General features: G+C 59.7%; 15 protein-coding genes. 11 read left to right on the forward strand and 4 right to left on the reverse strand.

What is annotated here, in order from left to right:
- Positions 1 to 21 precede the first annotated feature (21 nt).
- Both KFF05_12400 and KFF05_12405 read right to left on the reverse strand, forming a co-directional pair.
- The gene (locus KFF05_12400; GenBank protein ID UTW50742.1) at positions 22 to 1,329 is read right to left on the reverse strand and encodes a hypothetical protein; all 1,308 of its coding nucleotides are present in this window, start codon (positions 1,327 to 1,329) and stop codon (positions 22 to 24) included.
- 271 nt (positions 1,330 to 1,600) lie between these two features.
- Positions 1,601 to 2,908 (reverse strand): hypothetical protein, encoded by a 1,308-nt coding sequence (locus KFF05_12405; GenBank protein ID UTW50743.1) that lies wholly within the window; start codon positions 2,906 to 2,908, stop codon positions 1,601 to 1,603.
- 291 nt (positions 2,909 to 3,199) lie between these two features.
- On the opposite strand from KFF05_12405, the gene KFF05_12410 reads away from it, so the two are divergent.
- From KFF05_12410 to KFF05_12445, 8 genes are all read left to right on the forward strand, one after another.
- The gene (locus KFF05_12410; protein UTW50744.1) at positions 3,200 to 3,649 is read left to right on the forward strand and encodes a flagellar biosynthesis repressor FlbT; all 450 of its coding nucleotides are present in this window, start codon (positions 3,200 to 3,202) and stop codon (positions 3,647 to 3,649) included.
- A gap of 411 nt (positions 3,650 to 4,060) precedes the next feature.
- Positions 4,061 to 5,005: an N-acetylneuraminate synthase family protein gene (locus tag KFF05_12415; protein UTW53696.1), complete on the forward strand. Its 945-nt coding sequence runs from the start codon at positions 4,061 to 4,063 to the stop codon at positions 5,003 to 5,005.
- Positions 5,006 to 5,013: 8 nt separating this feature from the next.
- Entirely contained in the window at positions 5,014 to 5,721 is a 708-nt protein-coding gene (locus KFF05_12420) for a hypothetical protein (protein ID UTW50745.1), read from the forward strand.
- 19 nt (positions 5,722 to 5,740) lie between these two features.
- Positions 5,741 to 7,591, forward strand: coding sequence for an asparagine synthase (glutamine-hydrolyzing) (gene asnB, locus KFF05_12425; protein UTW50746.1), 1,851 nt, complete (start codon positions 5,741 to 5,743; stop codon positions 7,589 to 7,591).
- Between the two features lie 34 nt (positions 7,592 to 7,625).
- The gene (locus KFF05_12430) at positions 7,626 to 8,357 is read left to right on the forward strand and encodes an NTP transferase domain-containing protein (GenBank protein UTW50747.1); all 732 of its coding nucleotides are present in this window, start codon (positions 7,626 to 7,628) and stop codon (positions 8,355 to 8,357) included.
- The gene (locus KFF05_12435) at positions 8,357 to 9,355 is read left to right on the forward strand and encodes a Gfo/Idh/MocA family oxidoreductase (protein ID UTW50748.1); all 999 of its coding nucleotides are present in this window, start codon (positions 8,357 to 8,359) and stop codon (positions 9,353 to 9,355) included. The genes KFF05_12430 and KFF05_12435 overlap by 1 nt, the downstream gene beginning before the upstream one ends.
- 20 nt (positions 9,356 to 9,375) lie before the next feature.
- The gene (locus KFF05_12440; GenBank protein UTW50749.1) at positions 9,376 to 10,524 is read left to right on the forward strand and encodes a DegT/DnrJ/EryC1/StrS family aminotransferase; all 1,149 of its coding nucleotides are present in this window, start codon (positions 9,376 to 9,378) and stop codon (positions 10,522 to 10,524) included.
- A gap of 45 nt (positions 10,525 to 10,569) precedes the next feature.
- Positions 10,570 to 10,980 carry a hypothetical protein gene (locus tag KFF05_12445; GenBank protein UTW50750.1) on the forward strand — a complete coding sequence of 137 codons (411 nt, stop codon included), beginning with the start codon at positions 10,570 to 10,572 and terminating at the stop codon, positions 10,978 to 10,980.
- Positions 10,981 to 11,008: 28 nt separating this feature from the next.
- On the opposite strand, the gene KFF05_12450 is transcribed toward KFF05_12445, so the two are convergent.
- Together KFF05_12450 and KFF05_12455 are read right to left on the reverse strand one after the other, a co-directional pair.
- A complete protein-coding gene (locus tag KFF05_12450; GenBank protein ID UTW50751.1) occupies positions 11,009 to 11,920 on the reverse strand; it encodes a hypothetical protein in 912 nt (303 codons plus the stop codon).
- 134 nt (positions 11,921 to 12,054) lie between these two features.
- Positions 12,055 to 13,146 (reverse strand): hypothetical protein, encoded by a 1,092-nt coding sequence (locus KFF05_12455; protein UTW50752.1) that lies wholly within the window; start codon positions 13,144 to 13,146, stop codon positions 12,055 to 12,057.
- A gap of 349 nt (positions 13,147 to 13,495) precedes the next feature.
- On the opposite strand from KFF05_12455, the gene KFF05_12460 reads away from it, so the two are divergent.
- The 3 genes from KFF05_12460 to KFF05_12470 are packed head-to-tail and all read left to right on the forward strand — an operon-like array spanning position 13,496 to position 16,007.
- Positions 13,496 to 14,584, forward strand: coding sequence for an NAD(P)-dependent oxidoreductase (locus KFF05_12460; protein UTW50753.1), 1,089 nt, complete (start codon positions 13,496 to 13,498; stop codon positions 14,582 to 14,584).
- A 50-nt stretch (positions 14,585 to 14,634) separates the two neighbouring features.
- Positions 14,635 to 15,255, forward strand: coding sequence for an imidazole glycerol phosphate synthase subunit HisH (hisH, locus tag KFF05_12465; GenBank protein UTW53697.1), 621 nt, complete (start codon positions 14,635 to 14,637; stop codon positions 15,253 to 15,255).
- Positions 15,255 to 16,007: a tRNA-dihydrouridine synthase gene (locus KFF05_12470; protein UTW50754.1), complete on the forward strand. Its 753-nt coding sequence runs from the start codon at positions 15,255 to 15,257 to the stop codon at positions 16,005 to 16,007. Before hisH ends, KFF05_12470 begins: the two co-directional genes overlap by 1 nt.
- Positions 16,008 to 16,040: the final 33 nt, after the last annotated feature.

Genomic DNA, 16,040 nt, shown 5'->3' on the forward strand with positions numbered 1-16,040 from the left:
GCAGCCCCTTTCCTAAGGCGATTAGTTGAACAGCGCCAGGATACCCTGTTCGGACTGACCGGCGAAGGCCAAGGCCGAAATACCCAGCTGCTGCCGGGTCTGCAGAGCCAACAGGTTGGCGCCTTCCCCGTTCAGGTCGGCCAGCGTGAGCTTGCCGGCACCTTCATCGAGGGTGTTCGTGTACTGCTCGGTGAAGTCCAGACGGGTCTGAAGCAGGGCCACGTTGGAACCCAGCTTCTGCGACTGCGACCGAAGGGTCGTCAATGCCGAGTCCAGGCCAGCGATGACCGTATCGGCGTCAGAACCCTGGCCTTCGGCAACAAAGTCGATGCCGCTCTGCAGGACACCGGCCGTGTTAGCCGCAAAACGCTGGGTATCGGCGGCTGTGTCGGCCAAGAACGCCGTGGCGCCCAGACCATTGACGACCCCGATGAACGAGCCCGTAACCGATGCCAAAGCACCCGTGTTGAACTGCGAGTTGCCCGCCGCGGCCGTTGCGGCAGAGATCACGCCCGCGTTGAACGACGCCAACTGCAGGGTCAGGGTCTGACCCTGGGTAACGGTCGTGGAATCGCCGGTACCGACGGCGACAGTGATGGAGTACTGCGTGTTCAAGGAGAACACGATTTCGGCACCGGTCGCCGTGACGGTTTGACCCGTACCGTTGTAGGTCACGACGAACTGACCACCGAAGCCGGATACGGCCGTAACGCGGGTGAACCCGCCCGTGCCGACCTGTGCGGTCGCCGTGTTGGCAAGGTTGAAACCGGACTCAACCGTCGCCGTGAAGGTGACATGGCTGTCGGCGCGGATGACCAGGCCGTCAATGCCCAGACCCGTTTCCTGAAGCTGTGCGGCGTTGATCGACAGCAGGCTCGTCGTGTTGTTGGAGAAGTTAACCGTCAACGTTTCGGAGGTGTTGTCGATCAGGTTGACACCCTGATATTCGGCGTCGTTGGCCAAATCGCCGATCTGCGAACGCACGTTCGAGAACTGCGTGACCAGATCGGTGAACTGAGTACCGGTCGCCGACTTCAGGGAGTTCGCAATACCCTTAAGCTGGCGAACCAGGCTGTCGATGGCTTCAACACCGTCGAGAGCCGCCGTAACCGTCGAAATCCCCTGGTCAATACCGTCCTTACGCTCGGTGAAGTCGAACGAGCGGTCAGTCAGGGATTTCGCGGAGAAGAACGCCACCGGATCGTCGATCGCGCTAGCGACGCGCAGGCCAGAAGACAAACGGCCGTTCGTACGGTCGATCAGGTCGGTGGTGGATTGGAGGGAAAGCAGTGAATTTCGGACTGCAGCCGAAAGGGTAACGTCAGACATTTTAATACTCCATTCTAGAGCGTTTTACAGGATCTACTATCCATAACCGCAGGCTACGCGCTTCTGGCGAAATGCCATACGGTCAGTCACGAACCTACTTTTCCCCTATATTCCTGTCAACCGAGAAATCCACCAGGCCACCGAATTCTCTGCTTTTCCTGACACAAGTAATTGTAATAAATAAAAAAAACCCGCCGCACCAAACTGTCGGATGCGGCGGATTAATTTATTTCAATCCCGCCCGGCGTCGCCGGGTGGGACTTAAATTGCCTTAGTTGAAGAGGGACAAAATCCCCTGTTCGGACTGGCCGGCGAAGGCCAAAGCCGAAATACCCAACTGCTGCCGGGTCTGAAGCGCCAACAGGTTGGCCCCTTCTTCGTTGAGATCGGCCAGGGTGAGCTTGTCCGCCCCTTCCTCCAGCGTATTGGTATATTGTTCCGTGAAGTCCAGGCGGGTCTGAAGCAGGGCCACGTTGGACCCCAGTTTCTGGGCCTGGGACCGGAGAATGCCGAGCGCGGCGTCCAAACCGACGACGATATTGTCGATGTCATCGACAACGCCCTCGCCGATGAAATCGACGCCGCTCTGGAAGGCGCCCGCCGTGTTGGCCGCCAGACGTGAGGTATCCGCGCCAGTATCCGCCAGGAACGCCGTGGCGCCCAGACCGTTGATGATCCCGATGAACGCGCCGGTAACCGACGCCAAGGCACCCGTGTTGAACTGCGAGTTGCCCGCCGCGGCCGTCGCGGCGGAGATCACCGCCGCGTTGAACGACGCCAACTGCAGGGTCAAGGTCTGCCCCTGGGTAACGCTTGTGGCGTCACCAGTACCAACAGCAACAGTGATGGAGTATTGCGTGTTCAAGGAGAACACGATTTCGGCGCCGGTCGCCGTGATGGTTTGACCCGTGCCGTTGTAGGTCACGACGAACTGACCGCCGAAGCCGGATACGGCCGTAACGCGGGTGTACCCGCCCGTGCCGACCTGCGCGGTCGCTGTGTTGTTCAGGGTGAAACCCGACGTCACGGTCCCCGTGAAACTGATCTTGCTGTCGGCGCGAATCTCCATCGCATCGACCAACAAACCCGATTGCCGCAGGTTAACCGCGTCGATCGTCAGCAAGCTGGTCGTGTTGTTCGCAAAGTTGATCGTCAGGGATTCAGAGGTGTTGTCGATCAGGTTGATGCCCTGGAACTGAGCATCGTTGGCCAGGTCACCGATTTGTCCTCGGATGTTATTGAACTGAGCCACCAGATCGGTGAATTGGCTGCTGGTCGCCGATTTCAGCGACGTTGCAATACCTTTCAGCTGGCGGACCAGGCTGTCGATGCTCTCGACACCGTCCAAGGCCGCCGTCACCGTTGAAATCCCCTGGTCGATACCGCCCTTACGTTCCGTGAAATCAAAAGCGCGGTCGCGCAGCGCCTTGGACGAGAAGAACGCAACCGGATCATCGACAGGCCCGGCAACCCGGAGTCCCGTCGCCAATCGGTTGTTTGTGCGGTCAATCAGATCGGTTGTGCGCTGCAGGGCAAGCAGCGAGCTGCGTACTGCAGCAGAAAGTGCCACGTCAGACATTTCATTGCCTCGTTTTCTCACGGGGCGGGCCATACTCGCCAACACCGCGATGGCATTCACGTTGCGCTTTCTGCCAACGAATCGCACGATAATCTAACCCGGAGGGGTTAACAAATTCTTTCCAAATTGTTCCTTTTCTTCGCGGCATTCGAATTTTATTTCGCAATATAATCCGTGGCTTCTACGATCGAATCCATGGTGACGAGGTTGTTGGCCTTGCCTGTAGTTTTGATTTAGCGCATACCTAAAAAATTGGTTGGGGGCACAATATAGCGGGGTGAGAAAAGCAATATGCCGCTAAAACTTGATATCAAGGCGGGTGAGAAGCTCGTCATCAATGGCGCCGTTCTGGAAAATGTCGGCGGTAATGCGAAGATGTTGATTCACAACGAATCAGCGATCATCCGGGAAAAAGAGATACTTTCTCAGGGTGAATCCAATACGCCGGCAGCGCGTGTATACTTCGCACTTCAATGTGCGTACATGTTCCCGCGGCACGAAGGGGAGTATCTGGAGACGTTTCGCGGGTTCCTCAACGACTATGTCACCGCGGCGCCAAGCGCCAAACCGCTCGCCGATGAAATTGCCAAATTCGTGGACGAAGCCAAGCTCTATCGGGCACTCAAGGCCACTCAGAAGCTGATTCGCCACGAGGCGGACACCTTTTCGGCCCTCGCCGACGAGCTTGAGTCCGTCGATATCGCGGCACGCATGGAATCCGCGAACGAAGAAGGGGCGTAGCCTCTTTGACCGAATCCAGCCCCTGGGCAATCACGGCACCGTTCATTGTGGCGAGTCGTCAAGTAGATACGGGGCGGGGGACCAAGTAACGCACAATTCCGAGGGTGGGCTTCGGTTGCGGCCACGACCTGTCTGCAGGATACGTGATTTCGGTGATCATGCCGGATTGCGGCTCATGCCCAGCGTTCTCCCCGCCTCCAACCATCAAGTCCCATTCAGGCGCGCCCTGCCGCGTGAAATCTAAATGGATCATTAAGCGTTTCCCCCATAATTTGAACACATCCTGAAAGAAGACTGGGATGTCGGTCCGGCGGGGCTCGCCGGAGACGGAAAGATGGGAGCGCAGGCGTGTTCAAAGACCTGACACGAACCTTTATCATCGCCGAAGTCGGCAACAATCACGAAGGCGACATGGGCGTCGCCCGTGAACTGGTCGATCGCGCCGCCGAAACAGGCGTCGACGCCGTCAAATTCCAGACCTTCATCGCGGAAAAATTCTCTTCGCAGGCCGACGCCGCCCGGTTCGCCCGCCTGCAGAAATTCCAGCTTAGCTTCGATGAGTTCGCCGAACTGGCCGAACGGGCGCGGGCCAAGGGCCTGATGTTCCTTTCCACGCCGCTCGACCTGGACAGCGCACGGTTCCTGGCGACCATCGTCGATGCGCTGAAAATCGCGTCCGGAGACAACACGTTCTGGCCGCTTATCGAAGGCTGCGCCGAAAGCGGCAAGCCGATGATCATCTCCACCGGCATATCCGGTCAGGCGGAAATTCAGGAAGCGGCCGACAAGGTGTCCGCGGTCTGGTCCGCCAAGGGGCATGAGGGCGACCTGGCGCTGCTCCACTGCGTCGTCAGCTATCCGGCGCCGCCCGAACAAGCCAACCTGCGCGCCATTCGTTCCCTGACGTCGGCCTTCCCCGGCCAGACCATCGGCTATTCCGACCACACCATGGGCCTGGATGCGGCCGTCGCCGCCGTCGCCATGGGGGCCCGTATCGTTGAAAAACACTTCACCCTGGCCAATGACTATTCCGACTTCCGTGATCATCAATTGTCCGCTGATCCGGAAGACATGGCCCGGCTTGTCCAACGCATCCGTCTTGTCGAGGACATGGCCGGCGACGGCGCCCTCGGCTGTTTAGCCTGCGAAGAAGATCTCGTGACGCCCGTACGGCGGTCCATCGCAGCCGCCCGCGACCTGCCCGCGGGCCATGTCGTCGGCGCCGACGATATCGTCTGGCTGCGTCCCGGCGGCGGCTTAGCACCCGGCCGAGAAACGGATGTCCTTGCCCGCAAGCTGACCCAAGCGGTCGCCGGCGGTGAGATGATCCGCCCCGAACATTTTGAAAACGGCTGACAGGCCCCATGCGGATCGCCCTTCTCACCACCGATTGCCCGCCCGCCCTGCGTTGCGCCGGCAATCTGGCGGGCACCTACGATCTGTGCGGCATCCTGGTACGGACGGAGCCGCCAACGCTGCCGTTTGCGACCGCCCATCATCTGGACGATGACCAGGCCGCTTTCGAGGCCGACGCTTGGTTCGACGGCAACTCCCCTGCCCTCGCCGACATCGCTCCGGTCCATACAGTCCCCGACATGATCGGCAACGAAGCGGCGGCCGAGCTTAAAAATCTCAAGCCCGATGTCGTGATTTCCCTGAACGCCGGCCCGACCGGTGGCGCGATCATCGACATGATGGAAAACCGTGCCCTCGTTCTTCACCCCGGAAACCCACAGGACTACCGGGGTGAGGACACGCATCTGTGGGCCGTTTATCACGGCGACGAAAGCCGCCTTGAATGCATCGTTCAGTATGCAGCCCTTGAGCCAAACAGCGGCTCGGTCCTAGCCAGCACGCCACTCGTCATACCGCCCGGCATGCCCCTTTCCGGTCTCCGCCGCGCGGTCACCGACGGCTACATCATAGGCATGAGAAAGGTTCTCACGTTCTTCGACGGCGGGGGCATGCTGTCGGTCACCCGCCTGCAGCAGCTCGGCAAGCTCTACACGCCGATGCCTGCGGTATTGAAGGATTATTGCCTCTCGCAGTTCGCCCATCGGGCAGGCAGCTAAGCCAAGGACAGCTCGGAACATGTGCGGAATTGCAGGAACCCTCGGCCCGACCGTGCCGGACACCGACCGCATCGCCAGCGCCCTTGCGACCATGGCGCGGCGCGGCCCCGATGCTTCGGGCCATCGCGTTCTGGACCTGGGCGCGCAGAAGGCGGCGCTGTTGCATACGCGGCTTTCGATCATCGACCTGGACGCGCGCGCCGATCAGCCGTTCGAGCGGGACGGGCTGGTCATTTCCTACAATGGCGAGATCTACAACTACCTTGAGGTAAAGGCCGATCTGGAAGCCCTGGGCCATCGGTTCAAAACGGCCTCCGACACGGAAGTCCTGGTCGCGGCTTGGCGGCAGTGGGGGCCGGATGCCCTGGACCGCCTGGAGGGCATGTGGGCCTTCGCCATCGTCGACACCCAGGCCGGCACGCTGACACTGTGCCGCGACCGGTTCGGAGAAAAGCCGCTTTACCTTTGGCCGCGGGGCGGAGTCCTGCATTTCGCGTCCGAGATCAAGACCCTGGCGGCCCTCGCCGGGGATGCCCCGCCGGTCAACCACACCCAGGTCCTGCGCTACCTGACCCTTGGCTACAAATCGCTCTATAAATCCGGGGACACCTTCTTCGACGGGGTGTTTGAATTGCCGCCGTCGACCTATCTTACGCTCTCCTCCCCCGCTCTGTCGCGACCGGAATTCTACTGGCAACTCAAGCACATCCCCCGTCCCATGTCGGCGGCGGACGCTCTGGAGGAAGCCCGCGAACGGTTGTTCCGCTCGGTCGAACTGCGGCTGCGGGCCGACGTACCGGTGGCGTTCTGTCTATCGGGCGGCGTCGATTCCGCGACGCTCGCGGCCATCGCCGCGAAAAAGCTGGGGGCGGACATCCATTGTTTTTCGATCATCGACGCCGATGAACGCTATGACGAAAGCGACAACATCACCGCCATGGTCGAAGCACTCGGCTGTGGGCACCATGTGACGCGCACGTCGACCGAGGGATTCTTCGAGCGCATGGAAGACATTGTCGCCTATCACGATGCGCCTGTGGCGACCATCAGCTACTACGTCCATTCGTTCCTGTCGGAAGCGATCCACGACGCGGGGTACAAGGTCGCCGTCTCGGGCTCAGGCGCGGACGAACTTTATACCGGCTACTACGACCACTACTCCATGTGGCTGGCACAGATGTGGCGGCGCTCGCAAATCGATTCCACGGTCGATTTCGAAACCCTGCTGACCGATTGGAAGGGCGGCTTCGGGGCCCATGTGCAGAACCCGCTGCTGCAGGATCCCATGACCTTCGTCCGCGACCCGGGTCAGCGCGGGCATATCACGCTCGACCAGGATTTCTTTGAAAGCCTTCTGGCCAAGCCCTTTCATGAGAACTTCGAGGAAACGGAATTCACCCGGGAATTGTTACGCAACCGCATGATGAACGAGTTGTTCGCGGAATCGATCCCCGTCATCCTTCACGAAGACGACTGCAACTCCATGCGCTGGTCGGTGGAGAACCGATCTCCCTTCCTGGATCGCAACTTGGCCGAATTCCTATACAGCGTGCCGTCCGAATACCTGATCGGCGACGGCTTCGCCAAGCTGTTGCTGCGCCAATCCGGCCAGGGACTGGTGCCGGATCAAGTGCGGCTGGACAAGCGCAAGCGCGGGTTCAATGCCTCGATCAATTCGCTCGTCGACCGCAACGACCCGGATACCCGCGATCGCCTGCTTGCCCCCGGGCCGATCTTCGACCTGATCGACAGGGACAAGTTCGAAGGGTTCCTGAACCAGGATATGACGTCCAACAGCTTTTCAAAATTCTTGTTCAGCTTTATTTCCGCGCGTATTTTCCTTGATCAACAACTCCTTGAAAGCCAATGAGTTTCTTATCCTCATCATTGACAAGGTCCCAGCCATGACCAAGGTCACCGGTGTCATCCAGGCCCGACTGACCTCGATCCGCCTGGCACAAAAAGCGCTGTTGCCGTTGGCTGGCCGGCCCGTGATGCACCATTTATTCGACCGGGCGAAGCGTATTCGCGGCGTCGATGATCTGGTTCTCGCGATCCCCACGGGCGAAGCCAATGATCCGCTAGAGAACGCCGTCGCGGACTATCCCGACATCCGGGTCGTGCGCGGCCCGGACGATGATCTGGTGACACGGTTTCTGATGGCAGCCGACCTTACCGGCGCCGACGTGATTGTCCGGATGTGGGGCGATTGCCCGGTGACCGACCCTGATCTGGCGGCTGGATTGCTGCAGACTGTCTTGAACACGGACGTCGCCTGGGCTCATTATCCGAACGATTCCGGTTATCCCGAAGGCGTGGAAACCCACGTTCTGCGGGTCGACGCCCTGCGTGCGCTGTCGGACGAGTCCGACGACATGTATGAACGCGAAAACATGCTGCCTTTCTTCACCCGGCGGCCAGAGCGTTTCCCCATGTTGGAAATTCGCCGCACCCCGAACCGCAATCATTTGAAGTGCCTGTTGGACACTCAGCATGACTATCGGCGGATTTCGGAAATCTTCGACATTCTCTACCCCGATACACCGGAATTCGGTGTCGCCGAACTGGAAGCCCTTGCCGAGCACCGGCCCGAACTGTTCGATCCGACGCATCGCATCGCCATCGGGAGCGACTGATGACCTTGAATGTCGCCGTGATCGGATTGGGTGTGGGCGAGCAGCACGCGCGGGCCTTTGCCGCCGCGCCCAATGCGCAGGTCACTTGGCTGTATGATCTGGATCCTGCCAAGTCGGACCGGATCGCCCGCGATCTGGGGCAGGGCCGCGTGGCGGAAAGTTATGAACAGATCCTGACTGACCCGAACGTCGATGCCGTCTCCATCGCCACTTTCGACCATCTGCATTTCGACGAGGTCTGCCGGGCGTTCGACGCCGGCAAGCATGTCTTCGTGGAAAAGCCGTTGTGCCGGACAGCGGCAGAAGTGGACGAAATCACCGCCCGCTGGAACAAGGCCGGCAGACCGCATCTGCGCTCAAACCTGGTGCTCCGGGGTGCCCCCGTCTACGGTTGGCTGAAGAACGCCATCGCCGCCGGTGAGCTTGGAGAAATCTACGCCCTTGACGGCGACTATCTTTATGGCCGCCTGGAAAAGATCACAGAAGGTTGGCGCAAGGACGTACCCGATTATTCCGTGATGGAAGGCGGCGGCGTGCATATCATCGACCTGATGCTATGGCTGATGGGCGAGACACCGGCGACCGTCTCCACCCTTGGGTCGAAGATCGCGACCCGGGGAACGGGTTTTCAATACGACGACTTCATGGCCGCCACCTTCACCTTCGCGTCCGGCGCCGTCGGGCGCGTCACCGCCAATTTCGGCTGCGTCCACCCACATCATCACGTGATCCGTTTGTTCGGGACGAAGGCGACCTTTATCTACGACGACCAAGGCCCCCGTCTGTTTCGCAGCCGCACAGACGGCGCGCGGGCGGAGAAGCTGGGCCTCGCCCCCCTGCCCGACGGCAAGGGTGTGTTGATCCCGGATTTCATCCAGGCCATCCAAACGGGCACCGATCCGGCCCCGGCGGCGGAACGGGAGTTCGATCTGATCCGCGTCATCGCCGCCGCCGACACGGCACACCGCGGCGGATCGCCCCAACCCATCAGACGCTAACCCCCATTAGGACAGCAATCATGACCAAACTGGACATTCCCTTCGGCAGACCCTGGATCGAAGACCTTGAACGCGACGCGGTAATGGAAGTGCTATCGGGGCACATCCTGACCCATGGCCCCAATTGCCACGCTTTCGAGGATGGCTTCGCCAAGATGATGGGCGGCGGTCATGCAGTTTCGACATCAAGCTGTATGGCGTCCCTGCACCTGTCGTGGATGGACTTGGGCGTCGGGCCGGGGGACGAGGTCCTGCTGCCCGCCATGACCCATGTCGCGACGGCGCACGCGGTGGCGCTGACCGGCGCCACGCCCGTGTTCGTGGACAGCGAACTGACGTCCGGCAACATGGACCTGGACGACATGGCCGCCAAGGTCACGTCCAAGACCAAGGCCATCGGCATCGTCCACTACGTGGGCATCCCCATCGACATGGTGAAGGTCATGGCGCTGGCGGATAAACACGAGCTCAAGATCGTCGAAGACTGCGCGCTGGCGGTTGAGGCGCGCATCGACGGCACCCATGTCGGCCTATTCGGGCACACGGGCTGCTATTCCTTCTATCCGGTCAAGCACATCACCTGCGGCGAAGGCGGCATGCTGGTCTCCAAGGACCCGGAAACGGTGAAGCGCATCGGCGAATTCCGCGCCTTCAATTACGACCGCTCTGCCCCAGGCCCCAAGGTGCCGGGACTCTACGACGTCAAAGGTCTGGGCATGAACTACCGCATGTCGGAAATGCAGGCCGCCCTCGGCCGGGTGCAGCTGACCCGCCTGCCCGACATCATGCGCATACGTGAAGCCAATTTCCGCGCCCTGCAGAAAGGCTTGAACGCCATCGAAGGCGTGCATGTCCTGGACAGCGGCGAAGACCGCCTGAAATCCAGCTTCTATTGCGTCACCATGGTTCTGAGTGGCGACCTCGCGGCCAAGCGCAACGACATCGCCCTGGCCTTGAACGAACGCGGGGTCGGCACGTCGATCTACTACCCGCACCCCATCGGGCGCCTGCGCTACTACCGGGACAAATTCGGTTACGACGCGAACGGCTTCCCGGGGGCGACGGCCATCGCCGACAACGCCATCGCCCTTCCCTGCGGCCCGCACTTAAGCGTTAAGGACATGGAAGATATCGCCGGCTGTATGGCTGAAGTCGTGACGGCGATATAATCGCCGCGGGTCCGGAAAGGATCGACAGTTAACCTAAATAGGATCGTGTCTGATGCAGTCTTTTCCGGCGCAGTAGCCTCCACGATTCAAGGATTCCTGGGCAGTGACTTCCTGATTCGATCTATGACCGGCGGCCGCCCCTTCGCCCCCTACCACGTCGAGGCCAAGGCCGGAGACGCTCTCGTGTTCACGCCGACGCGGGTACTTCACCGTGGCGTGCAGCCCGCCAACGGCGCGCGCGATGCGCTGATCGCCGTCATCCTGCCAAGTCCCCTGCCTTGGAATGAATTATTGAGCCGCAATGTCCAAAATATGTTCCACGAAGCGCACTCCCTCAACATCGCTTCGGACCCGTTCGCCGGATACGACCCACGTTGGCAGGTTGATCGCATGCCCCATTGGGTGAGGGAATTCAAACTGGCACCGCCCGATTGGGGCGCCGGCGCGACCCTTTAATCCACCCTATGCAACCGGTCTTGTGACATCATTTCGGTAAATAGCCGTCCATCGGCACGTCCGGCATGAAGCGCCGAAACAGTTCTTTGTTGCTGTCGGCGAATTTCTCAAGGATTTCTTGCCCTTGTTCCACGGTCAACAGGTTGAGCGTTGCCCCCCGTTCCTTGGGCACGTGGGCAATCAGGATATCCAACACGCCTTTTGCAATTTCCGCCCCGAAAACCCGGTTTATCTCTACCTGTGCCGGCAATAACCGCCCATCCAGGCTGGGGTTAAACATCGCGAGGACATCTCCATTGATGTTCTCTTCGACGCCCATGGTTGCGGACAGCGCGTGAATGAAATCGTCATACGGCAGCCCTGGCCCGCCATAGAGTTTTCGTTCCAACGGAAAGACCTTGACGTTTTCCTCTCCAAACACCTGGGCATAGGCATCGGCGACGGGAAGCCAGTCAAACCGGTCTAAGGGAAAGTCCGCATAATAATCGTTGAAACTCTTGGTCCCACCCTTTTGCACATGCAGCCCGTAGTAGGACTCCACGTAGCTGACTTGATTGCGCACCATCATCAAAACCAATGGCTTGAACCCTTCGAACAGTTTGCCGCAGAACTGCGCGCGGTCGGCAAATATGCTCGGGTCGCCCGGCAGATCGCTGATATGGGTCAGCCCTTCATCGGTAACGAAATACCCACGCGTCTCTTCGTCCGCGCCCGGTGTCAGAAGCGGTTCGAGATGATAGTCCCGGAGACGCTTTCCGAAGACATCGTTCCAACGCGGCGTCGCCAAGGCACGCCGAAACTCCTTGTACAGACGAATAAGCGGTTTCACCCCGCTGCGGCGCAGCGCTTCGTAGGGAATGCGCCCAGGAAAGACAAACTCGGTTTCAATCGCCGTTGATGCACAACGCGGCAATCCAATATGCAGGTATAGAGATTTCACTGCGATGATGCCTTGTCTCCAAGTTCACATTCGTATGGTCAATCGCCTCGACCATCGGGAACCATTGTCATTAGTGCCAGTGCCTGCGTCCCCCGGCAAGGGGCAGCCGTTCCGACATTCGCTATCGATGGCGATTAGCCCTCCCCGGCCATGGCCCGAAGATCCCGCGTCATCGACTGCACGACATCGCCCCAGACCCCGCGTTCACGGCAGGCGTAAACCCGATGGCTGCGATACCACGGCCCCGGCTCTGGCTGATCCAGGGCAAGATCTGGAAAAAGACACCATCGCCAATCCGGCACCTTGTATGTCGGCACCCAGACCGGGCGGTCCATGGCCGCCGCCAGATTGGCAAGGGCACTGTCGACGGAGATTATCAGGTCGAATTCGTCGATCAGTGCCGCGGACGCTTCCAATGGATCACGCGTCATCATGTCACTGCTCAGGTCGACAATACCCCCAGACGCAGCCAGATCAGCGGCGTCGGCGCTGCCGTGATACAACTGAACCGAATAGAACCGAACACCTGCATCCGCCAAGGCCGAGTCGGTCAGAAGCGGGGACAGCGCGTCAAATGGGATTGAGCGTTCAAAGTCGCGCACATGATCCGGGTTTCCCTGCCAAGTCATGCCGACCTTCAGGCCCGGTCCGTCCCCCAGCCGGCCACGCCAAAACCGGCGTTCGTTTTCGGATGCCTGAAGATATCCAGGGGCAGGCATATTGGCAGCGTCCGCACGAAACAGACGCGGCAGGCAGAACATGTTGATTTTCAGGTCGCAGGCAGGCAGCGGGTCATCCAGTTCGTTGATCTCGACATCCGGTAGATGCCTGCGCCAGAACCCGGCGGTGCCCGGGTTGACCTGCAGGGCGATAGCCTTCACCCGCTCCCGGACCCAAGGCAGGAAGCGGGCCAGAAGAATTGTATCCCCCAAGCCCATGTCGCTGAAAATCAGCAAGCGCGCATTCGGCGCATCGTCTCCGGTCCACATCGGCTGAGGCAATTTGGCAAACGGTCGATGCGTGTAATACGGCAGCCCAAGGCGTTGCTCGAACAGCGCCCAAGCCCCAGGGAAATCACCCTTAAGCAGGTGGAACCCGCCAGCCGTATTGGCGATCAAGGGATGCAGGGGCTTGCGGCGGACCATCTGCGCATACAGCCTGTCGGCATCGAACAACTGTCCGTCGTGCTGCGCCGTGAGCGCACGCATGATCGCCTGCTGCATCATCGCGGGCAGGTCGGGAAAGTCGGTAATTTGCATAACAATTCCTCGGAACGACATCTCGCCGCGCCATTATTTCCTCGCCTGAGAATCAAGCCGGGGGGAAATTTGTCAACAATTTCCGGGCTTAGACCAACGTCCTCCACGAATCGCTGGAAAGCCTTGCGTGACGGGGGTCACAGACTTTAGTTCGCCCCCGATGCAGCATTAATCTGGCTTTAAGAATTGGCACATATCGTGCTATCTTTAGAGCCTGAAAGTGAACGCTCGAACTAGTGTCAGGTGAATCCTGAAGTATCGAGCTTCGCTTATCCGCCAAGAAACGGCGGTAACGGCTCAGAAAGAGGAGACTATTATGTCTGCAGTCCTGACTCCAAAAGCGATTAAAACTGCCTTAGCCGGTGAGCGGGTCGCGCTTGTCGGTGGTGCGGGCTTCATCGGCCACAATCTTGCCCTCAGCCTGCGCGAATACGGTGCCAAGGTTCTGCTTATCGACAACCTGATGCAGAACAACCTGCTGGCCAACGTCTCGGATATGGAAATCGATCCCTTCCGCCGAGAACTGAATTTCAATTTCCTTCGCCAACGTTTTGAAATGCTGCGCGACGCCGGTGTCGAGATTGCGAACGCGGATGCGCGTTCCATGATCGACCTGGAAAACTCCTTGCGCACCTTTTCTCCGACCAAAATCGTGCACTTGGCCGCCATCTCCAGCGCCGTCGAGGCGAAGAAAGTGCCAGGGCATTGCTTTGACCTGCAACTCATCACCCTGCGCAACGTTCTTGAATACACGCAGTTGCGTCCCGATGAAGTGAACCAGGTCGTGTTCATGTCCTCGTCGACTGTCTACGGCGACTTCAAGACCCAGACTGTTGACGAAAACGTCCGCCCGCAGCCCTATGGCATCTATGCCAACACCAAGTTCATGGGTGAACGCCTGGTCCGCACCTACAACGAACAGTACGGCCTGAACGTGGCGATCATCCGTCCGTCGGCGCTATACGGCGAACGCTGTATTTCCCGCCGTGTCAGCCAGGCTTTCATCGAAAACGCGCTGATGGGCAAGCCCCTGATGCTCGAAGGTGGCGGCGATGGACGGCTGGACTTCACCTATATCCTCGACCTCGTGGATGGCATCATCCGCTCCATGGCCGTGGAAATCGTGCCCGGGGCCTCCCATACCTTCAACATCACCTACGGTAATGCCCGGACCATCCTGGAACTCGCCAACATCGTGAAGGACGTCGTTCCGACGGCCGAACTTCGCGAAGTTCCGCGCGACAAGATCAAGCCCATCCGCGGCACCCTGTCGACGGCCCGCGCCAAGGAACACCTGAACTTCGAAGCCAAATGGACGCTCGAAACCGGCTATCGCCGCTATTGCGAATGGTATGTCGAGCAATGGGAACGGGTCCAGGCTAAGATGGGGAACAATCTGTCCTAAGGGCAGGAACCGAAACCCTTCGGGCATTCTGCCCGCCTTGACCGACCGGAATCATGATCGGGATTGTAGATTACGGCCTCGGCAACCTGACATCGGTTGCCGGGGCCGTCTCCAAACTGGGATTTGAACCTCATATCACCTCGGACGCGGATACCCTCGCGGCATCCGACAAACTGATCCTGCCCGGTGTCGGGGCCTTTCCCGACGGCATGGCGAATTTGGCGAACCGTGGCCTGATCGATATCCTGAACGACCTTGTCATCAAGCAGCGCAAGCCGATTCTGGGTATCTGCCTCGGCTTTCAACTTCTGGGGCTCAGCAGCGAAGAATTCGGCCACACACCTGGCCTGGGCTGGATCAATGCCCCCGTGACCCGCCTGAAGCCCGCCGACACCGCATTGCGGGTCCCTCACGTGGGTTGGAACGACCTGACCCAGACCAAACCCGACTGCATCCTGTTCGACGGCATTGCCGATCAATCGCTGTTCTACTTCGTCCATACCTTCCACATGGAAACACCGCCCGACGGTTCCCAGGTCGGCACCTGTAATTACGACGGCGCGTTCACTGCGGCGGTCCAGAAAGGCAATGTGTTCGGCACCCAGTTCCACCCGGAAAAAAGTCAGCAGGCGGGCCTGACGCTGCTGGGCAACTTCCTGGAGAAGGCGTGATGCTGCGTAACCGCCTGATCACGGTCCTGACCTTTAACGACGGAACCCTGTTCCGCACCAAGCTGTTCGAGCCGGATTACCGCTACACCCATAATTTCGTGGATTCCTGGTCCGTGGACGAAATCGTCATTCTGGACATCACCCGCGACCCCAATGCGGACAAGCGCGCGTTCTATGACGTGGTCACTCAGTTCGCCAAGGAATGCTTCGTGCCGCTGGCCGTCGGCGGCGGCATTCGCACCCTGGATGATGCGCGGCAGATGATGGCTGTGGGTGGCGATAAGGTCGTGGTCAATTCCGGCGCCGTCGAGCGCCCCAAGCTGATCACCGAAATTGCAGAAGCCTATGGCAGCCAATGCGCCGTCTTGTCTATTGACGCACGCAAGTCCGAAACCTTGGACAGCGGCTACGAGGTATTTTCCCACTTCGCCAGCCAGCCCACGGGCAAAGCGCCCGGAGATTGGGCGCTGGAGGGCGAAAAGCTGGGGGCGGGTGAGATCATGATCACATCCGTGGAACGGGACGGTTCACTTCAGGGCTACGACCTTGCCCTCTGCCGGCAGGTCACCGAGGCGGTTACCGTGCCCGTTCTCGGCATGGCTGGGGCCGGCAATTGGAAGCATTTCTTCGAAGGCGTCGAACAAGGCGGGCTCAGTGCCGTCTGCACGCAGAACATCTATCACTTCACGGAAACCTCGATCGCCAGCGCCAAGAAGTTCATGGAAAAGAAAGGTATTCCGGTCAGGCTATAAGCGCCGGGCCGCGACCGGCTCCGGGACATTCGG

The organism is bacterium SCSIO 12827, from assembly GCA_024397995.1.
Lineage (GTDB): Bacteria > Pseudomonadota > Alphaproteobacteria > Rhodospirillales > Casp-alpha2 > UBA1479.

Bases quoted from the DNA above. Each gene is read 5' to 3' on its own strand.
- KFF05_12420 (UTW50745.1), top strand. From the start codon at position 5,014: ATGCGGATCGCCCTTCTCACCACCGATTGCCCGCCCGCCCTGCGTTGC.
- KFF05_12455 (UTW50752.1), bottom strand. From the start codon at position 13,146: ATGATGCAGCAGGCGATCATGCGTGCGCTCACGGCGCAGCACGACGGA.
- KFF05_12430 (UTW50747.1), top strand. From the start codon at position 7,626: ATGACCAAGGTCACCGGTGTCATCCAGGCCCGACTGACCTCGATCCGC.
- KFF05_12405 (UTW50743.1), bottom strand. From the start codon at position 2,908: ATGTCTGACGTGGCACTTTCTGCTGCAGTACGCAGCTCGCTGCTTGCC.
- KFF05_12415 (UTW53696.1), top strand. From the start codon at position 4,061: ATGGGCGTCGCCCGTGAACTGGTCGATCGCGCCGCCGAAACAGGCGTC.
- KFF05_12400 (UTW50742.1), bottom strand. From the start codon at position 1,329: ATGTCTGACGTTACCCTTTCGGCTGCAGTCCGAAATTCACTGCTTTCC.
- asnB (UTW50746.1), top strand. From the start codon at position 5,741: ATGTGCGGAATTGCAGGAACCCTCGGCCCGACCGTGCCGGACACCGAC.
- KFF05_12460 (UTW50753.1), top strand. From the start codon at position 13,496: ATGTCTGCAGTCCTGACTCCAAAAGCGATTAAAACTGCCTTAGCCGGT.
- KFF05_12440 (UTW50749.1), top strand. From the start codon at position 9,376: ATGACCAAACTGGACATTCCCTTCGGCAGACCCTGGATCGAAGACCTT.
- KFF05_12470 (UTW50754.1), top strand. From the start codon at position 15,255: ATGCTGCGTAACCGCCTGATCACGGTCCTGACCTTTAACGACGGAACC.
- KFF05_12410 (UTW50744.1), top strand. From the start codon at position 3,200: ATGCCGCTAAAACTTGATATCAAGGCGGGTGAGAAGCTCGTCATCAAT.
- KFF05_12435 (UTW50748.1), top strand. From the start codon at position 8,357: ATGACCTTGAATGTCGCCGTGATCGGATTGGGTGTGGGCGAGCAGCAC.